General features: G+C 66.1%; 26 protein-coding genes. 16 read left to right on the forward strand and 10 right to left on the reverse strand.

Annotated features, from left to right (window positions below; all coding sequences use genetic code 11):
* Nucleotides 1-7: 7 nt before the first annotated feature.
* On the reverse strand, nt 8-1,267 hold the full coding sequence (gene urtA / locus AC1RMY_RS10755) for an urea ABC transporter substrate-binding protein (protein WP_492864455.1): 1,260 nt from the start codon (nt 1,265-1,267) through the stop codon (nt 8-10).
* 682 nt (nt 1,268-1,949) lie between these two features.
* Here urtA and rnr point away from each other — a divergent pair.
* From rnr to AC1RMY_RS10785, 6 genes are all read left to right on the forward strand, one after another.
* The gene (gene rnr, locus AC1RMY_RS10760; RefSeq protein WP_492864209.1) at nt 1,950-4,292 is read left to right on the forward strand and encodes a ribonuclease R; all 2,343 of its coding nucleotides are present in this window, start codon (nt 1,950-1,952) and stop codon (nt 4,290-4,292) included.
* Nucleotides 4,292-4,738: a DUF983 domain-containing protein gene (locus AC1RMY_RS10765; RefSeq protein WP_492864211.1), complete on the forward strand. Its 447-nt coding sequence runs from the start codon at nt 4,292-4,294 to the stop codon at nt 4,736-4,738. Before rnr ends, AC1RMY_RS10765 begins: the two co-directional genes overlap by 1 nt.
* Nucleotides 4,735-5,469: an NUDIX hydrolase gene (locus AC1RMY_RS10770; protein WP_492864213.1), complete on the forward strand. Its 735-nt coding sequence runs from the start codon at nt 4,735-4,737 to the stop codon at nt 5,467-5,469. Before AC1RMY_RS10765 ends, AC1RMY_RS10770 begins: the two co-directional genes overlap by 4 nt.
* 159 nt (nt 5,470-5,628) lie before the next feature.
* On the forward strand, nt 5,629-5,796 hold the full coding sequence (gene rpmG / locus AC1RMY_RS10775) for a 50S ribosomal protein L33 (protein WP_038367996.1): 168 nt from the start codon (nt 5,629-5,631) through the stop codon (nt 5,794-5,796).
* Between the two features lie 112 nt (nt 5,797-5,908).
* Nucleotides 5,909-6,142 carry a BrnA antitoxin family protein gene (locus AC1RMY_RS10780; RefSeq protein ID WP_492864215.1) on the forward strand — a complete coding sequence of 78 codons (234 nt, stop codon included), beginning with the start codon at nt 5,909-5,911 and terminating at the stop codon, nt 6,140-6,142.
* Between the two features lie 678 nt (nt 6,143-6,820).
* Nucleotides 6,821-7,021: a hypothetical protein gene (locus AC1RMY_RS10785; RefSeq protein WP_492864217.1), complete on the forward strand. Its 201-nt coding sequence runs from the start codon at nt 6,821-6,823 to the stop codon at nt 7,019-7,021.
* Between the two features lie 247 nt (nt 7,022-7,268).
* On the opposite strand, the gene AC1RMY_RS10790 is transcribed toward AC1RMY_RS10785, so the two are convergent.
* Nucleotides 7,269-8,645, reverse strand: a complete 1,377-nt coding sequence (locus tag AC1RMY_RS10790) for a PleD family two-component system response regulator (protein ID WP_492864218.1) — start codon at nt 8,643-8,645, stop codon at nt 7,269-7,271.
* 16 nt (nt 8,646-8,661) lie between these two features.
* On the reverse strand, nt 8,662-9,033 hold the full coding sequence (locus AC1RMY_RS10795; protein ID WP_492864457.1) for a response regulator: 372 nt from the start codon (nt 9,031-9,033) through the stop codon (nt 8,662-8,664).
* Nucleotides 9,034-9,178: 145 nt separating this feature from the next.
* Here AC1RMY_RS10795 and AC1RMY_RS10800 point away from each other — a divergent pair, with 145 nt between their 5' ends.
* Together AC1RMY_RS10800 and AC1RMY_RS10805 are read left to right on the forward strand one after the other, a co-directional pair.
* Entirely contained in the window at nt 9,179-9,484 is a 306-nt protein-coding gene (locus AC1RMY_RS10800) for a DUF3572 domain-containing protein (RefSeq protein ID WP_492864220.1), read from the forward strand.
* On the forward strand, nt 9,481-10,836 hold the full coding sequence (locus AC1RMY_RS10805; protein ID WP_492864221.1) for a DNA polymerase IV: 1,356 nt from the start codon (nt 9,481-9,483) through the stop codon (nt 10,834-10,836). Before AC1RMY_RS10800 ends, AC1RMY_RS10805 begins: the two co-directional genes overlap by 4 nt.
* Here the strand turns inward: AC1RMY_RS10805 and AC1RMY_RS10810 are convergent.
* The gene (locus tag AC1RMY_RS10810) at nt 10,793-11,632 is read right to left on the reverse strand and encodes a cell envelope integrity EipB family protein (protein WP_492864223.1); all 840 of its coding nucleotides are present in this window, start codon (nt 11,630-11,632) and stop codon (nt 10,793-10,795) included. The two genes, AC1RMY_RS10805 and AC1RMY_RS10810, sit on opposite strands and share 44 nt — an antisense overlap.
* A 223-nt stretch (nt 11,633-11,855) precedes the next feature.
* On the opposite strand from AC1RMY_RS10810, the gene AC1RMY_RS10815 reads away from it, so the two are divergent.
* From AC1RMY_RS10815 to AC1RMY_RS10835, 5 genes are all read left to right on the forward strand, one after another.
* Nucleotides 11,856-12,329: a RidA family protein gene (locus AC1RMY_RS10815; RefSeq protein ID WP_492864225.1), complete on the forward strand. Its 474-nt coding sequence runs from the start codon at nt 11,856-11,858 to the stop codon at nt 12,327-12,329.
* Nucleotides 12,329-13,132 (forward strand): glycerophosphodiester phosphodiesterase family protein, encoded by an 804-nt coding sequence (locus tag AC1RMY_RS10820; protein ID WP_492864227.1) that lies wholly within the window; start codon nt 12,329-12,331, stop codon nt 13,130-13,132. Before AC1RMY_RS10815 ends, AC1RMY_RS10820 begins: the two co-directional genes overlap by 1 nt.
* Nucleotides 13,129-14,373, forward strand: coding sequence for a GNAT family N-acetyltransferase (locus tag AC1RMY_RS10825; protein ID WP_492864229.1), 1,245 nt, complete (start codon nt 13,129-13,131; stop codon nt 14,371-14,373). Before AC1RMY_RS10820 ends, AC1RMY_RS10825 begins: the two co-directional genes overlap by 4 nt.
* A complete protein-coding gene (locus tag AC1RMY_RS10830) occupies nt 14,366-15,181 on the forward strand; it encodes a hypothetical protein (RefSeq protein ID WP_492864231.1) in 816 nt (271 codons plus the stop codon). The genes AC1RMY_RS10825 and AC1RMY_RS10830 overlap by 8 nt, the downstream gene beginning before the upstream one ends.
* Before the next feature lie 79 nt (nt 15,182-15,260).
* Nucleotides 15,261-15,689, forward strand: coding sequence for an HIT family protein (locus tag AC1RMY_RS10835; protein WP_492864233.1), 429 nt, complete (start codon nt 15,261-15,263; stop codon nt 15,687-15,689).
* Nucleotides 15,690-15,698: 9 nt separating this feature from the next.
* On the opposite strand, the gene AC1RMY_RS10840 is transcribed toward AC1RMY_RS10835, so the two are convergent.
* Complete coding sequence (locus tag AC1RMY_RS10840; protein ID WP_492864235.1) at nt 15,699-16,061, reverse strand: AzlD domain-containing protein; 363 nt, start codon at nt 16,059-16,061, stop codon at nt 15,699-15,701.
* Nucleotides 16,058-16,780 carry an AzlC family ABC transporter permease gene (locus tag AC1RMY_RS10845; protein WP_492864237.1) on the reverse strand — a complete coding sequence of 241 codons (723 nt, stop codon included), beginning with the start codon at nt 16,778-16,780 and terminating at the stop codon, nt 16,058-16,060. Before AC1RMY_RS10845 ends, AC1RMY_RS10840 begins: the two co-directional genes overlap by 4 nt.
* A gap of 357 nt (nt 16,781-17,137) precedes the next feature.
* Between AC1RMY_RS10845 and AC1RMY_RS10850 the strand changes: the two genes are divergently transcribed.
* Complete coding sequence (locus AC1RMY_RS10850; RefSeq protein WP_492864239.1) at nt 17,138-18,160, forward strand: dienelactone hydrolase family protein; 1,023 nt, start codon at nt 17,138-17,140, stop codon at nt 18,158-18,160.
* 48 nt (nt 18,161-18,208) lie between these two features.
* On the opposite strand, the gene AC1RMY_RS10855 is transcribed toward AC1RMY_RS10850, so the two are convergent.
* The 3 genes from AC1RMY_RS10855 to clpS are packed head-to-tail and all read right to left on the reverse strand — an operon-like array spanning nt 18,209 to nt 21,428.
* A complete protein-coding gene (locus tag AC1RMY_RS10855; RefSeq protein ID WP_492864240.1) occupies nt 18,209-18,487 on the reverse strand; it encodes a hypothetical protein in 279 nt (92 codons plus the stop codon).
* Between the two features lie 4 nt (nt 18,488-18,491).
* Entirely contained in the window at nt 18,492-21,038 is a 2,547-nt protein-coding gene (gene clpA / locus AC1RMY_RS10860) for an ATP-dependent Clp protease ATP-binding subunit ClpA (RefSeq protein WP_492864242.1), read from the reverse strand.
* Nucleotides 21,039-21,086: 48 nt separating this feature from the next.
* Nucleotides 21,087-21,428, reverse strand: a complete 342-nt coding sequence (gene clpS / locus AC1RMY_RS10865; RefSeq protein ID WP_492864459.1) for an ATP-dependent Clp protease adapter ClpS — start codon at nt 21,426-21,428, stop codon at nt 21,087-21,089.
* A gap of 329 nt (nt 21,429-21,757) precedes the next feature.
* On the opposite strand from clpS, the gene kdsA reads away from it, so the two are divergent.
* Nucleotides 21,758-22,639: a 3-deoxy-8-phosphooctulonate synthase gene (gene kdsA, locus AC1RMY_RS10870; protein WP_492864243.1), complete on the forward strand. Its 882-nt coding sequence runs from the start codon at nt 21,758-21,760 to the stop codon at nt 22,637-22,639.
* Nucleotides 22,632-23,846: an MFS transporter gene (locus AC1RMY_RS10875; RefSeq protein ID WP_492864244.1), complete on the forward strand. Its 1,215-nt coding sequence runs from the start codon at nt 22,632-22,634 to the stop codon at nt 23,844-23,846. The genes kdsA and AC1RMY_RS10875 overlap by 8 nt, the downstream gene beginning before the upstream one ends.
* 183 nt (nt 23,847-24,029) lie before the next feature.
* Here AC1RMY_RS10875 and queF read toward each other — a convergent pair whose 3' ends face one another.
* The gene (queF, locus tag AC1RMY_RS10880) at nt 24,030-24,485 is read right to left on the reverse strand and encodes a preQ(1) synthase (protein ID WP_492864246.1); all 456 of its coding nucleotides are present in this window, start codon (nt 24,483-24,485) and stop codon (nt 24,030-24,032) included.
* Nucleotides 24,486-24,704 lie beyond the last annotated feature (219 nt).

Genomic DNA, 24,704 nt, shown 5'->3' on the forward strand with positions numbered 1-24,704 from the left:
CAAAGGCTCACGCGCCGCCGCACTTGCCGGTCTTGACGTTGAAGTTGCCGCACTTCTTCTCGACCCAGTCGCCGATCAGGTCCTTCGAGCCTTCGAGCTCCTTGGACCAGGCGTCGCCGGCGACGAGGCCGGTCTTGGAAACCACGTCGAACTGGCCGTCGGCCTTGATCTCGCCGATCAGGACGGGCTTGGTGATGTGGTGGTTCGGAAGCATCTTGGAGATGCCGCCGGTCAGGTTCGGCGCCTCGATGCCCGGCAGAGCGTCGATGACCTTGTCGGGGTCGAAGCTCTTGGCCTTCTCGACCGCCTTCACCCACATGGCGAAGCCGATGACATGGGCCTCCATCGGGTCGTTGGTGACGGCCTTGTCGTTCTTCTTGTAGGCCTTCCACTGCTTGATGAACGCCTCGTTCTCGGGCGTCTTGACCGACTGGAAGTAGTTCCAGGCGGCGAGATGGCCGAGCAGCGGCTTGGTGTCGATGCCGGCGAGTTCTTCCTCACCGACCGAGAAGGCGACGACCGGGATGTCCGTCGCCTTGATGCCCTGGTTGCCGAGCTCCTTGTAGAACGGCACGTTGGCGTCACCGTTGATGGTAGAGACCACGGCGGTCTTCTTGCCGGCGGTGCCGAACTTCTTGATGTCGGAGACGATCGTCTGCCAGTCGGAATGGCCGAACGGCGTGTAGTTGATCAGGATGTCTTCCTTGGGCACGCCCTTGGCGAGCAGATAGGCCTCGAGGATCTTGTTGGTCGTCCGCGGATAGACGTAGTCGGTGCCGGCGAGGACCCAGCGCTGGACCTTCTCCTCCTTGGCGAGATAATCGACGGCGGGAATGGCCTGCTGGTTCGGGGCGGCGCCGGTGTAGAAGACGTTGCGCTCGCTCTCCTCGCCCTCGTACTGGACGGGGTAGAACAGGATCGAGTTCAGCTCCTTGAAGACCGGCAGCACGGACTTGCGCGACACCGAGGTCCAGCAGCCGAACACGGCCGAGACCTTGTCCTTGGTGATGAGCTCGCGAGCCTTCTCGGCGAAGAGCGGCCAGTTCGAGGCCGGATCGACCACGACCGCCTCGAGCTTCTTGCCGAGGACGCCGCCCTTCTTGTTCTGCTCCTCGATGAGCATGAGCATGACGTCCTTCAACGTCGTCTCGGAAATGGCCATCGTACCGGAGAGCGAGTGGAGAATGCCGACCTTGATGGTCTCCTGCGCCGCCGCCGGCAGATAGGATCCAAGGAAAGTGGCGCCTGCGAGAGCGGCGCCCAAAATAACGCGACGTGTGGTGTTCACGGACATACCCCCGAACCATCCCTGTTAGCCGCGCCCTTCAGCGGGCGCCGGCAGGCCTCCCCGGCCCGAGGCGAAGCGCTCGCAAGCGACGTGCCAACGACACAACCGGGCGTTACAAGGCCACAAGTCTCTGTCGTATGTGCGCCCGTAACCGCATTTCCTGCGACGGATGGCCAATGAGGCGCAAAGATCATGCGAGATCGAGGGATTTGATTAATTTATAATCAAAACGACTGCCCTCGATTTAGGCAGCCCGACACAGTGGCGAGATTCCGCCGTTCTGACAGTTGGTTTCACGAGCTTGGACAGCGTGTTTTTTGACGTTTACGCCCGGCAGAGAATCGCCTTAGCCTTCTCTTGTCGGTAACAACTGAAAGGAGGTGATCCAGTGTCTCATTGTCATCAACCGCTGGTTCAAAGCGGGTGGACCTGGGCTCTTTCCAACTTGGGGTCTTGTTCCGCGTGAGCTTTTGAACCTCTGGGCCCGGTTACCGGGGTCGCGGTTCGACAATGGAAGGGCTACCCGAAAGGGTGGCCCTTCTTTCGTCGCAGGGCCCTTTTACTGCAAGGCACGAATTCGACGGTGGTTCTGGTATCCTGGCGGTGCGCATGCGACATCAGGGCATGACTTTTCATCCTAGCCTCCCCGAGAGCGACCGCATTGTCCGCGCCTGAACCCAGCCGCGAGGCGATCCTCGACTTCATCGAATCCGAGCGGCAGGCCGGGCGCGAGGTCGGCCGGCGCGACATCGCCAAGGCCTTCGGCCTGTCGGGCGGCGGCAAGATCTGGCTGAAGCGCATCCTCAAGGAACTCGAGGAAGAGGGCGAGACCGGCGGCGACGGCGTCGAGCGGCCGGTCCATCCGCGCGGCGCGCTGCCGCCCGTGCTGCTCTGCGAGATCAAGGGCAAGGACCGCGACGGCGACCCGTTCGCGACCCCTCTCGAATGGAACGAAGCCGACCAGGGCTTAGCCCCCAAAATCCTGGTCGAACGGCAGCGCGAATTCCGCGCCAAGCGCCATGCAGCGCCGGCCCCCGGCATCGGCGACCATGTCCTGCTCAAGCTGACGCGGCTTAAGGGCGTCGAGGGCTTCGGCTATTCCGGCCGCGTGCTCAAGGTGATGGGCAAGGGCAAGGCGCAGGTGCTCGGCATCTTCCGCGCCCTGCCCGACGGCTCCGGCCGGCTCGTCCCGATCGACAAGAAGGCGCAAGGTCGCGAGGCGCTGATCCCGAAGGGCCAGACCGGCGGCGCCGAGGATGGCGACCTGGTCTCCGTCGTATTGCGCAGCGAGAGCCGCTTCGGGCCGCCCGAGGCGCAGGTGCGCGAGCGGCTCGGCTCGCTGAAATCGGAGCGCGCGGTCAGCCTGATCGCGATTCACGCCCATGGCATCCCGCATGTCTTCCAGCCCGCGACGATCGCCGAGGCCGAGGCGGTGCGACAGGCCGGCACGGCGGGACGCGAAGACTGGCGCGCACTGCCGCTGATCACGATCGATCCGGCGGACGCCAAGGACCATGACGACGCGGTCCATGCCGCCCCCGACGACGACCCGGAGAATCTCGGCGGCCATGTCGTGACGGTCGCGATCGCCGATGTCGCGGCCTATGTCCGGCCGGGCTCGTCGCTCGACAAGGAAGCGCTGGAGCGCGGCAATTCGGTCTATTTCCCCGACCGTGTCGTGCCGATGCTGCCGGAGCGCATCTCCAACGATCTGTGCTCGCTGCGCGAGGGCGAGGACCGGCCGGCGCTCGCAGTCAGGCTCGTGCTCAAGGCCGACGGCTCGAAGAAGAGCCATTCCTTCCACCGCATCCTGATGCGCTCGGCGGCGAAGCTTTCCTACCAGCAGGCGCAGGGTGCGATCGACGGGACGCCCGACGAAAAGGCTGGCCCTGTCCGCGACAGCATCCTGATGCCGCTCTGGGCCGCCTATGGCGTCGCCTCGCGCGCCCGCGACGCTCGCCAACCGCTCGATCTCGACCTGCCCGAGCGCAAGCTGATCCTGAAGGCCGACGGCTCGGTCGACCGCGTGATCGTGCCGGAGCGGCTGGCGGCACATAAGCTGATCGAGGAGTTCATGATCCTCGCCAATGTCGCCGCCGCCGAGACGCTGGAGAAGGCCGCCAGCCAGCTGATTTATCGCTGCCATGACGAGCCCTCGCTGGAGAAGATGCGCGCGCTCGGCGAGGTGCTGGCCTCGATCGGCATCAAGCTGCCGAAGGAAGGCGTGCTGCGGCCGGTGCTGTTCAACCGCATCCTGGGCATGATCAAGGGCTCCGAAAACGAGACCTTCATCAACGAGGTCGTGCTGCGGACCCAGGCGCAGGCCGAGTATGTCGCCGAGAATTACGGGCATTTCGGCCTCAACCTGCGCCGCTATGCGCATTTCACCTCGCCGATCCGGCGCTATGCCGATCTCGTCGTCCACCGCGCGCTCATCGCCTCGCAGAAATTCGGCGATGACGGGCTGCCCAAGGGTACGACGCTGGAGGCATTGCGCGAGGTCTCGACCCGGATTTCGGCGGCGGAGCGGCGCGCCATGGCGGCGGAGCGCGAAACCACCGACCGGCTGATCGCGCATTTCCTCGCCGACCAGATCGGCTCGTCCTTCGACGGGCGTATCGGCGGCGTCAACCGCGCCGGCCTCTTCATCAAGCTCGACGGCACCGGCGCCGACGGCTTCATCCCGGCCTCGACGCTGGGCGCGGACTACTATCGCTTCGACGAAGCGGCACATGCCTTGATCGGCGAGCGCACGGGCGAGAGCTTCCGGCTCGGCGACCGCGTGCATGTGAAGCTCGTCGAGGCTGCGCCCGTTGCCGGGGCACTACGGTTCGAATTGCTGTCGGAGGGGCGACAGGGTGCGGTGCGGTCCGCCGTCCGGGCCAGCCGCGGCACCTTCTCGGGAGGTGGCCGGCCGGGCTCGCCCTTCGGACCCGGCCGGTCTGGCGTCGGCAGGCCGGGGCGCGGCAAATCCGGCAAGCCGAAGACGGGCAAGAGACGGTGATGGCGGTCCAGAATCATATATCGGCCAGCGCTCCGCCAGAGCGCGACTGGCGCAGCGCGATCGGCAATGGCCTGCGGGGCCGCTGTCCTCACTGCGGCCAGGGACGGCTGTTCAGAGACTTCCTGAAGCCGGTCGAGGTCTGCGCCGCCTGCGGCGAACCGATGCATCACCAGCGTGCCGACGACCTGCCGCCCTATCTCGTCATCACGATCGTCGGCCATATCGTCGTCGGGGGTATCCTGATGGCGGAGAAATACGCCGACTGGTCGATGGGAATGCACATGGCGCTCTGGCCGGCATTGACCGTGGTCCTGTCGCTTCTTTTGATGCAACCGGCGAAGGGCGCGGTCATCGGCCTGCAATGGGCGATGCGGATGCACGGCTTCGGCGGCACGCCCGAGCGGCCCGAGCGCCAGCCCCTTCCTCCAGCAGTCCAGCAGTCATGAGCGATCACGCCGTCACATTGACTCAGGCCGAGCGCGTCCGCGTCGCAACCAACATCCGCCCCAAGGATGCCGCGACGATGATGATCCTCGACCGCACGGCCGCCAAGCCGCGCATCCTGATGGGCAAGCGCCATCCCGGCCACAAGTTCATGCCGGGCAAATACGTCTTCCCCGGCGGCCGGGTCGACCCCGGCGACAGGAGGATGGCGGCGACCGGCGCGCTCGCCCAGATCTGTGAGGACAGGCTCTGCGCACGCACGGTCCGCCCGACCTCGTCCAAGGCGCGGGCGCTCGCCCTGGCCGCGATCCGTGAAACCTTCGAGGAAACCGGGCTGCTGTTCGGCTCGGCCGAGTACGGCGCGCCGGAGCGCCCGCCGGCCGGCAGTTGGGCCGATTTCGCCGGCCACGGCATTTATCCGGATCTCTCGGCCGTCTCCTTCGTGGCCCGCGCCATCACGCCGCCGCGGCGCCCGAAGCGCTTCGATACCCGGTTCTTCACGGTCGATGCCTCGGCCTCGGCCAAGCGGATCGAGAACGTGGTCGGCCCCGATTCGGAACTGATCGATCTGGTCTGGGTGGATTTCGACGAGGCGAAGGAACTGGACCTGCCGACCATCACCAAGGTGATCATCCAGGAGGTCGAAGCCCGCATCGCCGGGGGCTTTGCGCCCTATCTACCGGTGCCGTTTTTCTGGGAAAAGAACGGCAGCTTCGTGCGCGAGGAGCTCTGAGGATCGCCTACGGCGCGAAAACAGCGCCCGGCCACGGCATTCCACCTTGACTTCGACAGGCCTTTACGGCATTCCCACGCCCGACGGTTTGCCGGGCTCGCCCGGCCTTTATCATTTCCCGTGGGCCTCACCAGCCCCGCATGGTTCGAGGATATCCCCATGGCCAAGGCCGTGACCATCAAGATCAAGCTGCTTTCGACCGCCGACACCGGCTTCTTCTATGTGACGAAGAAGAACTCCCGCACGATGACGGAGAAGATGTCGAAGAAGAAGTATGACCCCGTCGCGCGCAAGCACGTCGAGTTCAAGGAAACCAAGATCAAGTAAGGCGATCTCGCCTGCTGATTCTGGTTCGCGATTGAAAGCCGCCCTTTCCGGGGCGGTTTTTTTGTTGTCGCAATGGCACAAGCAACGTCTACCGCCGCAAGGATCATGTCCCATGAGCATCGATCGGCCACGCCGCCCCGTCAGCGCCCGCGACAAGGCGGAAGCGCTCTTCAGCGCGACCGCACCGAAAGCCGCTCCTCCGGCGCCCAAGCGCCCGACCGTGCCGGGCGCAAGAGAATTCGTCTCGCTGCGCATCGACAGCGACGTCCTCGAGCACTTCCAGAGCGCCGGTCCCGGCTGGCAGGATCGCATCAACGACGCTCTGCGGGGCGCTGCCGGTTTCTAGCCAACCCGCGCGCCAGCGAGCGGTCGGCCGTTGCCCTAATAGGACGGCTTCGGCACGAACAAGCAGAACGGTCTCTGCGCCGGCGCGATCACGGTGCCGGTCAGAGTTCCCCCGCTCCGACAGATGTGAAAGCGTCCGTCCCTGGAGACGCGTGTCGCCTTTTCGGGGACGAAGTGCCCGTCATGGGTCAGGTAGCCGCCGGGCACGATGCGCGGATCAGGCTCCCTCGCGTCGACGTCCAGCCCCATGGGCCAGCAATCGCGGTCGCTGCAGCAGTCATACGGGTACCAACTATGCGCGTAGACAAGCCCTCCACCCCACGGTGATGCCGCGAGGCAGAGCGCCAATGCGAGAATACGCATGGGTCGCTCCAGTGATTGAGGATGTCAGGCCAGCATCTTCGCATCGGCAAGCGGGATGCGAATCGTCGTCAGAGTATCATGCCAAAACGATAGCGGTGATATCCATGCTGCACCGCAACATGAAAATCGTGACTACACGGGGCCAGGGCTGCGGATTTTGATGGGCTTGCGGCGAATATGTCACGCCCACGCGCACGCATCGATGCCACACTGACGCTTCTGGCCACGCCTTTAACAACGACGACGAAAGCTGCGGTGCGCTATGCTCCCGCTCTCGCTGGCGGCTGTTTCAAATCTACCCGCAGGGATTGCGACATTGACCGCCAGCAGCAAGCAACCTGGACAGCACAACGGCTCGCACGGGCCTGCCCGGCGCCTGCTCAAGCTGCTCGTCGAGATCGATTCGTCGCGCTTCCTCACCAACCGTCTCGGCGCCGGCTTGTTGCTGGTGGCGATCCTGGTCGGCTTCGCGGCTATCGGCTATTGGCTGCCGGCTCTGCTGTCGCGCTACTTCTGACAGCGGGAAGGTGGCCGGCCGGCCGCGGGTCTGAGGAGGCCAGAGTGTCCGCAACCGGCCGGCCGAGCCCTCCGGTTTCCCAGGAGATGCGGCGGACCTGAGCACCCGAGGGGCGTCGCGAGGCAGCGGAAACGCCGCTGCGTCGACGGAACCCTTGCAGGCAGCCGGCCGTCGAATCAATCGAATACGACCGATTCACCAATGTTCATCGATGCTTAACCTTACCGGGTAACCAGTCGGCCGTACCTCAGGCGGCGTTGGCCGCGACGACCCGGTTGCGGCCATTCGCCTTGGCCCGGTAGAGCGCGTCATCGGCGCGCTTCATGATCTCGGCCGGCGACGCGTCGCCCGCCCGCCGGCTGGACACGCCGATGGAGACGGTCACCGGGATGGAGCGGGTATCGCCCTGGATGCTGAAGGGCTGGGCCTCGACGCGCTCGCGAATGCGCTCTGCAACCACATAGGCGGCGTCGAGGGCGGTATCCGGCAACACCACGACGATCTCCTCGCCGCCCATCCGGGCGACGAGATCGATGCCGCGCGTGCAGGCGCGGACGCGGTCCGCGAATTCGCGCAACACCTCGTCACCGGCATCATGCCCCCAACTGTCGTTGACCGATTTGAAGTGGTCGATGTCGAGCAGCAGCAGTGCGAGCGCACGAGCCCGAAGAGCGGATTCGTCGAACATCGTCGCCATGCGGGCGTCCATGTAGCGACGGTTGTGCAGACCGGTGAGCTGGTCCATCACGGCCATCTCCATCGAGGACTGCACGCTGTCGCGCAGCTTCTCGGTGAAGCGCTTGCGCCGGACCTGAGTTCGGACCCGGGCCAGCAGTTCGTTGCGGTCGATCGGCCGGATCAGGAAGTCATGCGCGCCGATCTCGAGGCCGCGCAGGATGCGGGCGCGATCCTCGGCCTCGCCCATCATCAGAACGGAGACGTTGCGGGTGCGCTCCAGCGAGCGGAGCTGGCTGCACAGGCGCAAGCCGTCATAATCGGCCAGGTCGAGGCTGACGACGACGCTGTCGAAATCGCCCTCGACGGCGCGCAGGAGCGCCTGCTGCGGATCGGCCTCGATTTCGACCGCATGGAAAGCGGAGAGCGCGCTCTCCAGCCGCTCGCTCACCCGGGGTCGGTCCTCTACGATCAGGATGCGGCCGTTCAGGCCGGTTTCGGAGGCTGCGGCGGCAAGCGGATCGGCGATGCCGAGCCGGCGAGAAGCCAGCGCGCGGTTGCGCAGCTCGTCCGTCATCGATTTCAGCCGCACCAGGCTGCGCACGCGCGCGAACAGCGCGGTGTCGTCGAGCGGCTTGGTCAGGAAGTCGTCGGCGCCCGCGTCCAGCCCCTTCAGACGGTCGCCAGGCTGGTCGAGCGCGGTGACCATCACGACAGGGATATGGGCCGTGGTCGCCTCGCTCTTGAGGCGGCGGCAGACATCGAAGCCGTTCATGCCCGGCATCATCACGTCTAGCAGAACGATGTCGGCCTCGCCGCGTTCGCAGATCGCAAGGGCCTCCGGCCCGTTGAGCGCGGTCACGACGTCGAAATATTCCGCCGAAAGCTTCGCCTCCAGCAGCTTCACATTGGTGACGATGTCGTCGACGACGAGGACGCGCGCTGACATAGGTTGCTTTCAGGGCTCAGGCGGTGCCGGCATAGGCACGGACGGTCTCCAGGAACTTCGCAACCGAGATCGGCTTCGAGAGATAAGCCTCGCAGCCGCCCTCGCGGATCCGCTCTTCGTCGCCCTTCATCGCGAAGGCCGTGACGGCGATGACGGGGATCGACTTCAACGCATCGTCCTCCTTGATCCATTTGGTCACTTCCAGCCCCGAGACTTCCGGCAACTGGATGTCCATCAGGATCAGATCGGGGTGATGCGCGCGCGCCAGCTCGATCGCCTCGATGCCGTCGGCGGTCTTCAGCGTGGCGTAGCCATGCGCCTCCAGAAGGTCGTTGAAGAGCTTCATGTTGAGCTCGTTGTCCTCGACGATCAGAACCGTCTTCATGATGCCGCCCTTCATTCGCGCCACGGACATCCGCTGTCATTCGGATTGTCCAAGCTGGCGGCCTCGTCCAATGATGCTGCTCTAGCACGCGAGCCGTTGACGAAACGCAAACCTGATACCGGACTCAAGACAGGAGCACCCGACCGCCATGGCCCGCCCCTCCAGCCTTCGCCACACCAGCTCCCAGGACGCCGAAACGCTGGCCTTGCGCGCGCTGGGCTTCCTGGCGGCCGAACCGGAGCGGCTCGAGCCGTTCCTGGCGACGACTGGCCTGGGGCCCGCGACGCTGCGTGCGGCCGCGGGCGAGCCCGGCTTCCTCGGGGCCGTTCTCGACCACATCTGCGGCAGCGATTCGCTGCTGCTCGAGTTTGCCGGAAATCTGGGCGTAAATCCGGAAAGCGTAGCGCAGGCTCGCGAGCGGCTGAGCGGGCCGCCTGCCCGCGACCCGTCTTGACCGCCAACCACCCATCGACGGTGCGGCGGGTCCTGTGCCGCGACTGCCTGAGCGACCATGACGGCAATGCGGCCGAGCCGCGCCGCTGCCCCTCCTGCGGCTCGCCGCGCCTGTTGCGCCACCCCGAGCGCGACAGCTTGAATCTCGCGCATATCGACTGCGACGCCTTCTACGCCGCGATCGAGAAGCGCGACGACCCATCCCTCCTGGACAAGCCGGTGATCATCGGCGGCGGCAAGCGCGGCGTGGTTTCGACCGCCTGCTATATCGCCCGTACCTATGGCGTGCGCTCGGCCATGCCGATGTTCAAGGCGCTGAAGGCCTGCCCCGAGGCGGTGGTGGTGAAGCCCGACATGGCGAAATACGTCGCGGTCGGCCGCCAGGTCCGGCGGCTCATGCAGGAGCTGACGCCGCTGGTCGAGCCGATTTCGATCGACGAGGCCTTCCTCGATCTCGCCGGCACGGAACTGCTGCACCATGCCAGCCCCGCCGTCACGCTGGCGCGCTTCGCCAGGCGGATCGAAAGCGAGATCGGCATCACGGTCTCGGTCGGCCTGTCCTATGCCAAGTTCCTGGCCAAGGTCGCCTCCGACATGGACAAGCCGCGCGGCTTCTCTGTGATCGGGCGGGCCGAGGCCGTGTCGTTCCTGGCCACGAAGCCGGTCGGCATCATTCCCGGCATCGGTCAGGCCAGCGCCGCCAAGCTGGCGGAAGCCGGTTTTCGACTGATCGGCGATCTGCGCGATGCGCCTGTGGACAAACTCTTCCGGCTCGCCGGCAAGGACGGCCCACGGCTGAAGAACCTCGCCAACGGCATCGACCCGCGCCGCGTGACGCCCGACCGCGAGACCAAGAGCGTCTCTAGCGAAACCACGCTCGATGTCGACCTCTCGCGCTTCGACGAGTTGGAGCCGGTGCTTTGGCGGCTCTGCGAGAAGACCTCGAAACGGCTGAAACACCAGGAGCTTGCCGGGCGAACCATCACACTGAAGCTGAAGACGGCCGACTTCCACTCGATCACGCGCGCCAGCCGCCTGCCGGAGCCGACGCAGCTCGCTGCGAGGTTGTTTGCGGCGGGGCGCGAATTGCTGCGGCGCGAATGCACGGGTGCGCCCTACCGGCTGATCGGGATCGGCGCGAGTGACCTCGCCGGCCCCGAGGAGGCCGACCATGGCGATCTCGCCGATGTCGCGACGCCGCGCCTGAAGGCGATGGAAGGGGCGCTCGACAGTTTGCGCGCTCGTTTCGGCGACGCTGCGATCGGCAAGGGGCTCAGCCTGCGCCTGCCGCAGCGGACAGGCGGCAACGCTACTTCGCGCAATCCGCCTGAGGCAGAAGATCCAGACGCGTGAGCGTGCCGCGCAGCGCGAAGCTGCCATAGTCCAACCTGACGGCGCCGGTGACGCCATTCTCGTAAAGCTCGAAGGAGATGGTGTAGGACGGCGTCGTTTCGCCCGACCCGACCTTGAAATAGGACATTGTCACGGGCCAGCGCGCCAGCTTGTCGAACTCCGGCCGCTGCAGCGGCGCCTCGCCCGCCTTCGCCTCGATGCGCTTGCCGATCACCGACAACGTCTCATATACGTCCTTGCCGCCATTGGCCCCGTCATAGAGCCTGACATTCAGCGTGCTCTGGCCAGCACGGGCGGCCTGGATCACCGCCTTCATCTGGGCGTTGGGGAATAAAGCGCCGGCCGGCTCGCGATGCGTCTCGGCCTTGGGAGCGCTGAGCTTGACCTCATAGCCTTCGCCAGCCTTGCTGGCCGTGCCATCGACCGTCTCGGTCGGCGCACCGCTGGCCGTGCTCTCGGTCCGGAAGCGGTAGCTCGCGCCATCGCCGGCCTCGAAGCTGGTGGTGCGCGCGTCGATCACACGTGGGCCGCTCTCGCCGGTCTGGAGCTGCGTGACCTGGCGGAAGGAGAGCGCATAGCCCTCGCAGGCATCGCCGGTGAAATCGAAGGCGATGCGCCCGCGGGCCGATTCGACGTTCTTGGCGGCCTTGCCCTGGTCGAGAACGAGGTCGTAGACGGCGCGGTGTGGAACCAGCACGACGCGCCCGGAGGCTTGCGGCTGCGCGGCAGCGAAACCCGGCGCCAGCACCGCAGCAGTGCCCAGAATGCCCGCAAGGCCGAGACCATTGATGTTCATGACGCCCGCCGCTTTCGCTTCGTAATGTATCGAAACTAGGTGCAACGCCGCAATGGCGCAAACAAGGCAGACGAGCGCAGACCAGCGGCGACGATCGTCCCTGCCTGGCGGGCATGGCGCCCGCGCTTGCGGCCTGGCCGGGCATCGGCCATGAAAGGCGTCCGGCCAGCGCGAGGCCTTTCGCCTCCGCCCGCCACCCTGTCCTCCGGTGGAGTCCACCCCGATGAATGCCGTCGACGCCAAGCTTGCCGAACTCGGCATCACCCTGCCCTCGCCCGCCGCGCCGGTCGCCAATTACGTTCCCTATGTGATCACCGGCAATCTGCTGGTGATCTCGGGCCAGATCTGCTTCGGGCTCGACGGCAAGCTTTCCGACAGTCACAAGGGCAAGCTCGGCGCCGAAATCTTCAACGAGGCCGGCCTCGAAGCGGCAAGGCTTTGCGCCATCAATGTGCTGGCGCAGGCCAAGGCCGCGCTCGGCGGCGATCTCGGCCGGATCAAGCGCTGCGTCCGTCTCGGCGGCTTCATCAATGCCGCGCCGCATTTCTCCGCCCTGCCTGCAATCATGAACGGCGCCTCCGACCTGATGGTCGAGGTGCTCGGCGACAAGGGCCGGCATGCCCGCTCGACCATCGGCGTCGCCGAACTCCCGGCCGATGCGGCCGTTGAGGTCGAGGCGATGTTCGAGATCGCCTGATGCGCGACCGATCGACGAGCGAGCACTCGGCTTCCGGGAACGAGCATGCCCATTCCGGCCTCGGCTGGCTGATCGCCCGGCCGATCGCACATCGCGGCCTGCACGACGTCGCGGCCGGTGTGATCGAGAACAGCATCCCCGCGGCGGAAGCGGCGATCGCCGGGGGCTTCGGCATCGAATGCGACGTCCAGCTCAGCGCCGATGGCGAAGCCATGGTGTTCCATGATTTCGTGCTCGACCGGCTGACGGAGAAGAGCGGCAAGGTCGCCGAGCTGAGGGCCGACGCGCTCGCCGCGATCACGCTCAAGGGCAGCGAGGCGCGGATTCCGACGCTCTCCGGCTTTCTCGACGTGATCGCCGGGCGTGTGCCTCTCGTCATCGAGATCAAGAGCCGCTTCAACGGCGATCTCGCACTGACGCGCCGGGCCGCCGAGATCGTCTCGCAGCGCGCCGGCCAGCCGATCGTGTTCAAGTCGTTCGATCCCGAGATCGTCACGGCGCTGCGCGATCTGGCGCCGGCGGTGCCGCGCGGCATCGTCGCGATGAACGACTATTCCGTCTATGACGACTACGCCCATCTCGATGACGCCAAGCGGCATGCGATGGCGAACCTGCTGCATTTCAGCGAGAGCCGCCCGGACTTCCTGTCCTGGAAGGTCATCGACCTCGAAAGCGCTGCGCCTTATCTCTGCCGCAACGCGCTCGGCATGCCGCTGATGACCTGGACGGTGCGGACGCCGGCGGATCGCGAGATGGCGGCGCGCCACGCCGACCAGATGGTGTTCGAGGGCTTCACACCTTGAGCTCCGGCGAGGGCGGCGACCTCAGGGTTCGCGTCACGACCTCGCTCAAGAACGTGCCGGCGGGCGCCTGGAACGCCTGTGCCAATCCGGGCGCGCTGAGTGCGGCGCTGGGCGCCCCCTGCGAATCTGCCGTAACTGCGCAGTCCGGGCTCGACATTGACAACCCCTTTGTCTCCCATGAATTCCTGCGCGCATTGGAGGACAGCGGTTGCGTCGGCGGGCGCTCGGGCTGGTCGCCTGCCTATCTCCTCGTCGAGGATGCGCAAGGAGCGTTGCTCGCGGCCGCGCCAAGCTTCCTCAAGAGCCACAGCCAGGGCGAATACGTCTTCGACCATGGCTGGGCAGACGCCTATCAACGCGCCGGCGGGCGCTACTATCCCAAGCTGCAGGTCGCTGCGCCGTTCACCCCGGCGACGGGTCCGCGCCTGCTGGTCGCGGACGGACCACGTGCCGGCGAGGCCCGGGCGGGACTGATCGCCGGGCTGGAGGCGCTGCGCGACCAGACGGAATCCTCCTCGGTCCACATCACCTTCGCCCAGGAGCCCGACATCTCGGCGCTGCGCGAGGCCGGCTATCTCGAGCGGCACGACCTCCAGTTCCACTGGCAGAACGAGGGCTTCGCGACTTACGACGATTTCCTGGCGACGCTCGCCTCGCGCAAGCGCAAGGCCTTGAAGCGCGAGCGCCGCGAAGCCCTGTCAGCCGGGATCATGGTCGAGATTCTCTCCGGGAGCGACCTGACCGAAGCCGTCTGGGACGATTTCCATTCCTTCTATGAGGATACCGGCGCGCGCAAATGGGGCCGGCCCTACCTCAACCGCGCCTTCTTCTCGGCCGTCGGCGCGGCGATGGGCGAGCGCATCGTGCTGGTGATGGCGAAGCGTGCGGGCCGCTACATCGCGGGAGCGATCAATTTCCGCGGCGCCAACACGCTCTATGGCCGCAACTGGGGCTGCATCGAGGACCACCCCTTCCTGCATTTCGAGCTCTGCTACCACCAGGCCATCGATTATGCGATCGCGCATGGGCTCGCCCGCGTCGAGGCCGGCGCCCAGGGCGAGCACAAGCTCGCGCGCGGCTACCGGCCGGTCATCACCCGCTCGCTGCATCATCTGGCCGATCCCGGGCTGCGGCGCGCGGTGGAGCATTATCTGACGGGAGAACGGCAGCAGATCGCCGAGGCGCAGGAAGCGCTCGCGACGGAGAGCCCGTTCCGCAAGGCGGGAGATGCACATGAATGACGGTAGCAGGCCGGTATCCGAGGAAGCTGCGCCGGACTTCTGCAACGATGCAGAACTGGGCTATCTGCGCAGCCGCACCACCTTGCCGTATGGCGCATCGCTGACGCTCGACGAGCCCTATCGTTTCGCCCATTTGCCGCTCGTCGCACCGGCCCATCCTGGCGTGATCGCCCGGCAGGACGGCCGCTTCTACGAGATGGGGCGGCATCCGAGGGTGTTTTCCCTCGTGCTGCCGATCGACGAAGCCACGCTGGCCGCGTCCGAGCCCCTCGAGCGACTGGACTATGAGATGCGGAGGGCTCCCTTCGCGCGGAAGATCGCCTGGGATGTCCTGCCGCGACGGGCGGACCGGCTGCATGCCACGCTGTGTGGCACGCTCTCCACCGGCGCGGCTCCGACGATCGACGCGACGGTGCGTGAGACCCTGTCCCAGATCGGACCGTTTCAGGTCGAGTTGCGCGGTTTGTTCTCCGGCAACGTCAATCGGGGGCGGCTCTATCTGCGCCTCTACCCGGAGAGCCGCGGCGGGACGAACCCGATCCACGCGGTCCAGACGGCGTTCGGCCGGCAGCCGGGCGATCTCTACCTGGTCGGCCTCTACAACCTGACCGACGATCTCGATGCGAAGGAGACCGTCGCACTGTCGGCGCTGATCGAGCGTTGGTGGGACGAGCCTCTGCTGCGCTTCGAGGCCACGGCGCTCTGGGTGCTCGGCGCCTGCGACGATCTCGTGCTCGATGCCGAGTTGGCCGATGTCCTGCCGCTGCATGCCGGGCCGGCGGGTCCGCTGCCGCGCCTCGGGCCTTGACGCAGGCGCCCGGCGCGCGACAGGCTGCGTGCCTGTGTTTTCTCGCCTGCGCTCCCCCCTCGCCTGCCCCGGACCCGCCATGACCGCCTATGACAGCGCCAATGTCTTCGCCAAAATCCTGCGCGGCGAGATGCCCTCCCACACCGTCTATGAGGACGCCGAGACGCTGGCGATCATGGACATAATGCCGCGCGCCGACGGGCATGTCCTGGTGCTCCCGAAAGCGGCCTGCCGCAACGTGTTCGACGCCCCTGCGGATGCCCTCAAGGCCGTCGCCGTGACGACGCAGACGCTCGCCCGCGCGACCAAGGCCGCGTTCAACGCCGACGGCGTCACCATCCAGCAGTTCAACGAGGCGGCGGGCGGGCAGGTCGTGTTCCACCTGCATGTCCATGTGATGCCGCGGTTCGAGGGGGTGGCGCTGCGGCCCCATACGGGCGCGATGGAGAAGCCGGAGATTCTGGCTACCAATGCCGAGAAGATCCGCATGGCGCTGAAGGCGCTCTGAGCGACTTGCTCACGCCCGCAGGAGCCACCACGCGCCGCCGATCAACGCCGCCTCGCCGGCCAGCACCGCCAGCATGACGCGCCGGCGATCGAACAACATGATGCCGAGCGTAACCGACAGCGCCGCGACGCGGAGCGCCAGTGGCACGGCTGCGAGCGCGCCGGGGGGCGCCACGATCAGTTTGGCAACGATGCCGGCGAGCAGGGCCGTGGCGACGGCCCGGACCCATTCGAGCGCAGGCGAATTGGCATCAAGGCGGCGCGAGAAGGCCACCGCGAGCCAGCGCCAGATCTCGGTCGGCAGCACCGCAAACAGCAGCAGCGCGAGATAGGGCCAGTGCGGGCCGTCGAGCCAGGGGATTGGCGGGGTCATGCCGTGTTCTTCCCCGGCCGCAGTGCGAAGGCGACCGTCCCGGCGATCAACCCCGCCACGATCAGGTCGAAGCCGCCGCCGATGAAGCGGTCGCAGACCGGCGCGAGCGCCAGCCCGAGCACGATCGCGGCAACGTCGCCGCGATGGCGCAGCCCGGCGCTGAGCGAGGCCAGGAAGAAGATCGGGGTCAGGCAAAGCAGTCCGGCGGCGAACGGGATCGGCAGAGCTCCGACGAGATAATAGCCGAGGAAGGTCCCGAGCGAGCTCATCGCCATGCAGGCGTTGGCGAAGCCGAGGAAATAGGCCACGCGCTGCGCCGGCGGCACATGCGGCAAGCGCCGCAGGCCTTCGGTCCAGGCGGTCACGGCGACGTAGTGCGCCAGCAGGAGCTGCATCCAGACGCTCTGCCCGGGGCGCCGCAGCAAAGGCAGGATCGCGACCGTCATCGGCAGGAAGCGCAGCGAGGCGAAACCGACCGCGATCGCGATCGCGCTCCAGGCAGCGCCGGCCGCGATCGAGGCGAAGAAGATGACCTGCGAGGGGCCGGCCCAGACCAGCATGGTCGAGAGCACGGCGATCTCGACGGGATAGCCGACATCGCGCGCCAGCGAGCCCACGCCGATCAGGCCGAAACCGACGACCCAGGCCGGCAGGGACAGCGCATCGCGTATGCCGGCCAGCGCTGCGCGCTTCCAGTCCCGGTCTGGCGGTGCATTCATGATAATTTCTGCGCGGCTGAGGCGTGGGGAGCGGCTTGATATACGATCGAATGATCGACACCGTTCTAGCCCGGCCTACGGCCATCCCGGGGCGCGCCCGCAGCCGACCGGCCCCGCGCGCCATGCAGGACGCGATCGGCGAAACCTGACACGGCAATCCGGGCCGGAGCGGCGGAGACCCACCCCGGCCGACATGCCGTTATCGAACTCGGCCCTATCGCTCATTCGCCAAGCTCCTTCTGACCATTCATCCTTCGAACGGGAAACAACATCGGAGGCCTCGATATCACCGCCTTGACGAATTAACCGACCGGTACAATCCTTTCGTCTGCCATGGGCGTGAACTGGATTCACGGAATGAAGCCAGGCGCCACCAATCGGGAGGACGATATGGGATCGTATTTGCCTATCAAGGCCATGGCCCTCGCGGCCTTTATGTCAGCAGGGGCCGTGTCCGCGCAGGTGGCCGCTCCGAAGGACCTGCCGGCGAGGGTCGAGCTCTTTTCCATCCCCACACTGACTTTGAGCGACAGCCAGTTTTTATCCGGCGATCCGAATGCGAAGGCTACCGTCGTCACGGGCGAACTGGCCATCGCCCAGGGCAGCGGGCGGCTGCCCCTCGCCGTCCTGATGCATGGCTCCGGCGGCATCGGAGGCAATGTTCAGTACTGGAAGAGGCTGTTCAACGCGGCAGGAATCTCGACATTCGTCATCGATGGCGTCACGGGACGCGGCTTCACCGGCGTCGGCGACAAGCAAGCCTCTCTGGGGCGCCTGAACTTCATTCTGGATATCTACAGATCGCTCGAAATCCTCGGCAAACATCCGCGCGTCGACCCCGACAAGGTCGTCATGGTGGGCTTCTCACGCGGCGGACAAGCGGCTCTCTACTCCAGCGTCGAGCGCTTCCAGAAACTCTGGAACAAGAGCGGCGTGAATTTCGCGTCCTATGTGGTCTTCTATCCCGACTGCGGAACGACGTACCGGGACGACGACAAGGTTTCGGGCAAGCCGATCCGAATCTTTCACGGCTCACCCGATAACTACAACCCGGTTTCCTCCTGCAAAACGTACATGGCACGCCTGAAACAGGCCGGCGCGGACGTGCAGTTGACCGAGTATCCGAATGCCGAGCACGGTTTTGACAATCCGCTCGGGGCCAATCCGCCTGTACCGACCAAAGCCGACCAGTCGGTGCGGGCGTGCAAGATTCGGGAAAACGAAGACGCCGTCCTGATCAACGACGCGACACAGAAGCCGTTCGCCTACACCGACGATTGCGTCAGCATCGGGCCGACCGTCGGCTTCGATCCCGAGGCGACCAAGGCAGCGACCGCCGCGGTCCTGGAATTCGTTCGATCGACGGTCGGCACGAAGTAGAGGCCACACAAAGCCACCATCCACGCGGCATCGTCTCGGCGGGTCCCGTCAACGCCCGCCCTTGAAGACGATGCCGATCAGTTCGTTGCCGAAATCGATCAGTTCCTTGGGAATGCCGCCGACTGCCTTCACCGCGAGATAGATTCCGTAGACGAAGGCCGGAACCAGTATCCAGCCGAGAATCTCCTCGAACATCTTCCGCCGCCGCCGGCGGCGGTCGCGCTTCTCGAACCAGCTCAGCTTCTGCTTGCGCGGCGGGGCGGCCTGCTCGGGTGCAGGCTCCGCCGCATGCGCGAGCAGAGTGTCGGACTTGCGCCTGAAGAACACGCTCTCAAGCCTTCGTCAGCGGGACCTTGGGGACAGTGCGGACAGCGCGCTGCGGCTTTGGAGCGTCAGGAGCCTTGCCGCCGCCATCGCCCTTTCCGACCTTGCCACCACCCCCAGCACCGCCACGACGCGGGCCGGCAGAGGCCGGCTTCGCCGCGGACGAGGCCTTGGCGCGCGGCTTGCGGTCGCGCTTCTCGGCAGCGGCCGCGACGTCCTTCTCGGGCTTCGGCTTGACCGGGCCGTCGGGGAATTCGAGACCGAGAACCTTGATGCCGGTTTCCGACTGCACGACCACGACCTTGACCGCGCCGCCGTTCTTGAGGCGCCCGAACAGCACCTCGTCGGCGAGCGGAGTCTTGATGGTCTGCTGGATCAGGCGGGCCATGGGGCGAGCACCCATCGCCTCGTCATAGCCGTTCTCGACCAGCCATTCGCGGGCCTCGTCGCTGAGTTCGATCGTGACGTTGCGGTCGGCGAGCTGCGCCTCGAGCTGAAGCACGAACTTGTCGACGACGCGGGCGACGACCGTCTTCGGCAGATGGCCGAAGGAGATCACCGAATCGAGCCGGTTGCGGAATTCCGGCGCGAACAGCTTGTTGATCGCCTCGGCGTCGTCACCCTCGCGCTTGCTGCGGGTGAAACCATAAGCGTTGCGGGCCATGTCGGCCGCGCCGGCATTGGTGGTCATGATCAGGATCACGTTGCGGAAATCGACCTGCTTGCCGTTGTTGTCCGTCAGCTTGCCGTGGTCCATCACCTGCAGAAGGATGTTGAACAGGTCGGGATGGGCCTTCTCGATCTCGTCGAGCAGCAGCACGCAATGCGGATGCTGGTCGATCTGGTCGGTCAGCAGGCCGCCCTGGTCGAAGCCGACATAGCCCGGAGGCGCGCCGATCAGCCGCGAGACGGTGTGGCGCTCCATATATTCGGACATGTCGAAGCGGACGAGCTCGACGCCGAGCGAGGAGGCGAGCTGGCGGGCAACCTCGGTCTTGCCGACGCCGGTCGGCCCCGCGAAGAGATAGCAGCCGATCGGCTTCTCGCCGTCGCGCAGGCCGGCGCGGGCCAGTTTGATCGAGGAGGACAGCGCCTCGATCGCCTTCTCCTGGCCATAGACGGTCCGCTTCAGGGTCGTCTCAAGGTTGCGCAGCACCTCGGCGTCATCCTTCGAGACGGTCTTGGCCGGGATGCGCGCCATCGTCGCGATCGCAGCCTCGATCTCCTTCACGCCGATCGTCTTCTTGCGCTTGTTCTCGGACACCAGCATCTGCGAGGCGCCGGTTTCGTCGATCACATCGATCGCCTTGTCCGGCAGCTTCCGGTCATGGATGTAGCGCGCCGACAGCTCCACCGCCGCCTTGATGGCATCGTTGGTATAGCGCAGCTTGTGGAACTCCTCGAAATAGGGCTTCAGGCCCTTCAGGATCTCGATCGAATCCGGGATCGACGGCTCGTTGACGTCGATCTTCTGGAAGCGACGCACCAGCGCGCGGTCCTTCTCGAAGTACTGGCGGTACTCCTTGTAGGTGGTCGAGCCGATGCAGCGCAGCGAGCCGGAGGCGAGTGCGGGCTTGAGCAGGTTGGAGGCGTCCATGGCGCCGCCCGAGGTCGCACCGGCGCCGATCACCGTATGGATCTCGTCGATGAACATGATCGCCTTGGGGTGGGCCTCGATCTCCTTCATCACCTGCTTGAGGCGTTCCTCGAAATCGCCGCGATAGCGGGTTCCGGCAAGCAGCGTACCCATGTCGAGCGAGAAGACGGTCGCGTCCTCCAGCACCTCGGGCACTTCGCCGCGGATGATCTTGAGGGCGAGGCCCTCCGCGATCGCGGTCTTGCCGACGCCCGGGTCGCCGACCAAGAGCGGATTATTCTTCTGCCGGCGGCAGAGAATCTGGATGGTGCGCTGGACCTCCGCCTCACGGCCGATCAGCGGGTCGATGCGGCCGTCGCGTGCCTTGCGGTTGAGGTTGACGCAATAGGCCTCGAGCGCGCTTTCCTTCTTCTTCTTGTCCTTGTCAGCCTCGTTGCCCTGGTCGGCGGCCCGCGAATCGCGTTGCTGCTCGGGCTCCTCCTCGACGCCGCGGACCGGGCGCGGCTCGCTCGCGCCCGGACGCTTGGCGATGCCGTGGCTGATGTAGTTGACCGCGTCGTAGCGGGTCATGTCCTGCTCCTGCAGGAAATAGGCGGCGTGGCTCTCGCGCTCGGCGAACATCGCGACGAGCACGTTGGCACCGGTCACTTCCTCGCGACCAGAGGATTGGACATGGATGACGGCGCGCTGGATCACGCGCTGGAAGCCTGCGGTCGGCTTCGAGTCGTCGCGCCCGTCGGTGACCAGATTGGACAGTTCGGCGTCGATGTAGTCGACGAGATTGCGCCTGAGCATGTCGAGATCGACGCTGCAGGCACGCATCACCGCGGCCGCATCCTGATCGTCGACGAGAGCGAGCAGCAGATGCTCGAGCGTGGCGTATTCGTGGTGACGCTCATTGGCGAGGGCCAGGGCCCGGTGAAGCGCCTGTTCGAGACTGCGCGAGAAACTCGGCACGGATTGCGCTCCTATTCCGATTTCAAAGGGGTGAGCGAACTCAAAACTCTACTTCTTCTCCATCACGCACTGGAGAGGATGCATGTGCTTGCGCGCCAGGTCCATGACGAGCGTGACCTTCGTCTCGGCGACCTCGTAGGTGAAGACGCCGCATTCGCCGACGCCGTTCTGATGCACATGCATCATGATCTGGGTCGCGGCGGCGCGGTCCTTCTGGAAAAAGCGCTCGAGAACGTGAACGACGAACTCCATCGGCGTGTAATCGTCGTTCAGGAGCAGAACACGGTAGAGATTCGGCTTGCGAGTGCGTGTACGGGTGAGAACGGCCGTACCCGTGCCGTCCCGCCCGCCATCGGTCGGCGAAGGCGGACGCCTGGGACGATCGGCCATCGCCTCAGGCTCGACGCACACGCCCGGCGACGGCGCCACGGCGTCGCTCGACCCCATGATGTCCCTTGCCTGCGTCATCGTCGCTGCCGTTGCTCTCAAGATCAGTCCCTGCCTCGCGGCTTCCTGGCGTTTCCCACCCGACATAATGCCTCGCCGATGAATTTACAGACCTCGCCGCCGCTTCGCCAGTGCGTTCGATGCAATGTCGAGGTTTTGGTCGCAGCTTAATGGTCGCAGTTTATCGGCCCTGCCTGTGGCGTGGCTTGACCCGCCGCGCTTGACCCACTCCCCTGCCGGACATAAGCCCGGCGCGCCCAGCAATCCCGGAGATGCCGCCCATGACCGCCAATGCCATCGTCTCCGTCGGCGCCGACCTCGCCTCCCCGGTCCGCTTCGGCAACGGGCTACCGCTCGCGGTAATCGCCGGCCCCTGCCAGATGGAGAGCCGCAACCACGCGCTCGAGACTGCCTTCGCGCTGAAGGAAATTGCGGAATCGCTCGGGATCGGGCTCGTCTTCAAAACCTCCTTCGACAAGGCCAACCGCACGAGCGTGAAGGGCGAGCGCGGGATGGGGCTAAAAGCCGCCCTGCCCGTCTTCGCCGACATCCGCGCCGAGACCGGCCTGCCTGTCCTGACCGACGTGCATGAAGCGGGCCAGTGCGCCGCGGTTGCGGAGGTCGTCGACGTGCTTCAGATTCCCGCCTTCCTGTGTCGCCAGACCGACCTGCTGGTGGCCGCGGCGCTGACCGGGCGCGTCGTCAATGTGAAGAAGGGCCAGTTCCTGGCGCCCTGGGACATGGTCAATGTCGCGGCCAAGGTCACCGAGAGCGGCAATCCGAACGTGATGCTGACCGAGCGCGGATCGTCCTTCGGCTACAACACGCTCGTCTCGGACATGCGCGCGTTGCCGATCATGGCGCAGTCGATCGGCGCGCCGGTGATCTTCGACGCCACGCATTCGGTCCAACAGCCCGGCGGCAAGGGCTCGTCCTCCGGCGGCCAGCGTGAATTCGTGCCCGTGCTGGCGCGCGCAGCGGTCGCGGTCGGCGTCGCCGGCGTCTTCATCGAGACGCATGAGGACCCCGACAATGCGCCCAGCGACGGCCCCAACATGGTCCCGCTCAGCGCCTTCCCTGCGTTGATCGCAGAGCTGCAAGGCTTTGATAGGCTTGCCAAGGCCAAGGCCAAGCCTACGCTGGCTTATGTCTGACACGCCGACTCCGGCGCCGCCCCCTGCGCCGGCGCCGACCCCACTTCGCACCCTCATCCTGGTTCTCGGGATCTGCGGCTTCGCATCGACCTTCACGATGCGGATCATCGACCCGCTGATCCCGACGCTCGCCGGCGAATTCAGCCGCAGCATTCCCCAGATCGTGATGATGGTGACGGCTTTCTCGCTATCCTATGCGCTGGGTCAGCCCTTTCTCGGCCCCCTCGCCGATGCGATCGGCAAGATCCGCACGATCTTGATCTGCCTGCTGGCGCTGGCGCTGTTCTCGACGGTCGCGGCTCTGGCGACATCCTTCGAGGTGATGGCCGTGGTGCGCGCGGTCACAGGCATCGCGTCCGGCGGCATCATCCCGATCGCGATGGCTGCGATCGGCGATCGCGCGCCGATGCAGGAGCGGCAGGTCGCTCTCGGGCGCTTCACCGTGCTGATGATCATCGGGCAGATGTCCGGCTCCGCCTGCTCGGGCCTCATCGCGACCCATGCCGGCTGGCGGGCCGCCTTCCTGTCGGCAGCCGTCATCGCCACGCTGGCCGCCATCCTCGTCGCCACAGCACTGAAGCCGCGGCGCAACGTCACGCGCCAGAAGCTCAGCCTCGCGGGGGCGCTGGCCAACTACAGCACGGTTTTCGCCAACCCACGGACCAAGCTGCTCTATGGCCTCGTAATCATCGAGGGCATTCTGCTGTTCGGGATACCCGCCTATGTCGCCGCGATCCTGTACGAGCGCTCCGGCGTCGGCCCGGCGCAGGCCGGCCTCGTCATCGCGGGAATGGGCTTCGGCTGCCTCGTTTACGGCCTGATGACCCGCGTGCTCGTCGAGCGTCTGGGGCCGACACGGATGACGCGCACGGGCGGCGTGATCTGCGCGATCGGGCTGGCGCTGTTCGCTTTCGACTGGCCGTGGTGGACCGCGATCCCGATCTTCGCCGCGCAAGGCTTCGGCTTCTTCCTGCTGCACGGAACGTTCCAGGCCCAGGCGACGGAGCTCGCTCCGAGCGCGCGCGGCTCGGCCATGGCGCTGTTCGCCTGCTGCTTCTTCCTCGGCCAGGCGACGGGGCCGGTCGTGATGGGTTTCGCCATGCATCTGCTGGGCACCGGCACCGCCATCGTCCTGTTCGCCGCCGCCCTCGCCGTGTTCGGCTATGCCACGCCGCGCATCCTGCCGATCCCCCGAAGCCGCACCTGAACCAATCCCGAAACGGCCGCCGGGACACGGCTGTTTCGGCGGTCTGCGGAACGGAATCTCAACATCTCTGCGTCATAGGCCGTCTCTCGGAAGCAACGAGCTCCGCCGCCGCCTTCCAGGCGATCGGCCAGTCGCTGACGAGCCTGCGCCTGTCGCATTGAGGGCGCGCCCCCAGGCCTATGGTCAGCGCCCGCGATAGGGCGCGACGCCCTGGTCGGGCAGCCACAGCCCCTTGGGCGGCTCAGCCGTCTGCCAGAACACGTCGATCGGGATGCCGCCGCGCGGATACCAGTAGCCGCCGATGCGGAACCATTCCGGCTCGAGCAGTTCGACCAGCTTCTTGCCGATGCCGACCGTGCAGTCCTCGTGGAACGCGCCATGGTTGCGGAAGGCGCCGAGATAGAGCTTCAGCGACTTCGACTCGACCAGCCACTGGCCCGGCAGATAGTCGATCACCAGGATGCCGAAATCGGGCTGCCCCGTGACGGGGCAGATCGAGGTGAATTCGGGACAGGTGAAACGGGCGAGATAGCACGTGCCGGCATGAGGATTGGGCACGCGGTCGAGGCGCGCCTGTTCGGGCGAGGCAGGCAGCTCGGCGTGCTGCCCGAGTTGCAGGGTCGAGGCGTCGATCGACATCGGAGGCTCCTGAAGTTTCGGGCCTTCTAGAGCATTGCGAGAGGCGGTGGGAACCGTTTTCGGGGTGGGGTCAGCGAAACCAGCGGGCCGATCGCAACCGGAGCGGCCGGATTCCTCCACGAGACGCCTCAACTTTGATTCAAATCCCGCCCCAAACGTAAAACGGATCGGAGCAACCGGTGCGCTAATACGCTCGTCGAGCCCGCAGCGATCCTGCGA

It is taken from the genome of Allobosea sp. GW822-FHT03F07 (assembly GCF_058801345.1).

Excerpts from the sequence above, each read along its gene's own strand:
- AC1RMY_RS10765 (WP_492864211.1), top strand. The coding sequence starts at position 4,292 with ATGGCGGTCCAGAATCATATATCGGCCAGCGCTCCGCCAGAGCGCGAC.
- AC1RMY_RS10770 (WP_492864213.1), top strand. The coding sequence starts at position 4,735 with ATGAGCGATCACGCCGTCACATTGACTCAGGCCGAGCGCGTCCGCGTC.
- rpmG (WP_038367996.1), top strand. The coding sequence starts at position 5,629 with ATGGCCAAGGCCGTGACCATCAAGATCAAGCTGCTTTCGACCGCCGAC.
- AC1RMY_RS10780 (WP_492864215.1), top strand. The coding sequence starts at position 5,909 with ATGAGCATCGATCGGCCACGCCGCCCCGTCAGCGCCCGCGACAAGGCG.
- AC1RMY_RS10790 (WP_492864218.1), bottom strand. The coding sequence starts at position 8,645 with ATGTCAGCGCGCGTCCTCGTCGTCGACGACATCGTCACCAATGTGAAG.
- AC1RMY_RS10800 (WP_492864220.1), top strand. The coding sequence starts at position 9,179 with ATGGCCCGCCCCTCCAGCCTTCGCCACACCAGCTCCCAGGACGCCGAA.
- AC1RMY_RS10810 (WP_492864223.1), bottom strand. The coding sequence starts at position 11,632 with ATGAACATCAATGGTCTCGGCCTTGCGGGCATTCTGGGCACTGCTGCG.
- AC1RMY_RS10815 (WP_492864225.1), top strand. The coding sequence starts at position 11,856 with ATGAATGCCGTCGACGCCAAGCTTGCCGAACTCGGCATCACCCTGCCC.
- AC1RMY_RS10820 (WP_492864227.1), top strand. The coding sequence starts at position 12,329 with ATGCGCGACCGATCGACGAGCGAGCACTCGGCTTCCGGGAACGAGCAT.
- AC1RMY_RS10830 (WP_492864231.1), top strand. The coding sequence starts at position 14,366 with ATGAATGACGGTAGCAGGCCGGTATCCGAGGAAGCTGCGCCGGACTTC.
- AC1RMY_RS10835 (WP_492864233.1), top strand. The coding sequence starts at position 15,261 with ATGACCGCCTATGACAGCGCCAATGTCTTCGCCAAAATCCTGCGCGGC.
- AC1RMY_RS10840 (WP_492864235.1), bottom strand. The coding sequence starts at position 16,061 with ATGACCCCGCCAATCCCCTGGCTCGACGGCCCGCACTGGCCCTATCTC.
- AC1RMY_RS10845 (WP_492864237.1), bottom strand. The coding sequence starts at position 16,780 with ATGAATGCACCGCCAGACCGGGACTGGAAGCGCGCAGCGCTGGCCGGC.
- AC1RMY_RS10850 (WP_492864239.1), top strand. The coding sequence starts at position 17,138 with ATGAAGCCAGGCGCCACCAATCGGGAGGACGATATGGGATCGTATTTG.
- clpS (WP_492864459.1), bottom strand. The coding sequence starts at position 21,428 with ATGGCCGATCGTCCCAGGCGTCCGCCTTCGCCGACCGATGGCGGGCGG.
- kdsA (WP_492864243.1), top strand. The coding sequence starts at position 21,758 with ATGCCGCCCATGACCGCCAATGCCATCGTCTCCGTCGGCGCCGACCTC.
- AC1RMY_RS10875 (WP_492864244.1), top strand. The coding sequence starts at position 22,632 with ATGTCTGACACGCCGACTCCGGCGCCGCCCCCTGCGCCGGCGCCGACC.
- queF (WP_492864246.1), bottom strand. The coding sequence starts at position 24,485 with ATGTCGATCGACGCCTCGACCCTGCAACTCGGGCAGCACGCCGAGCTG.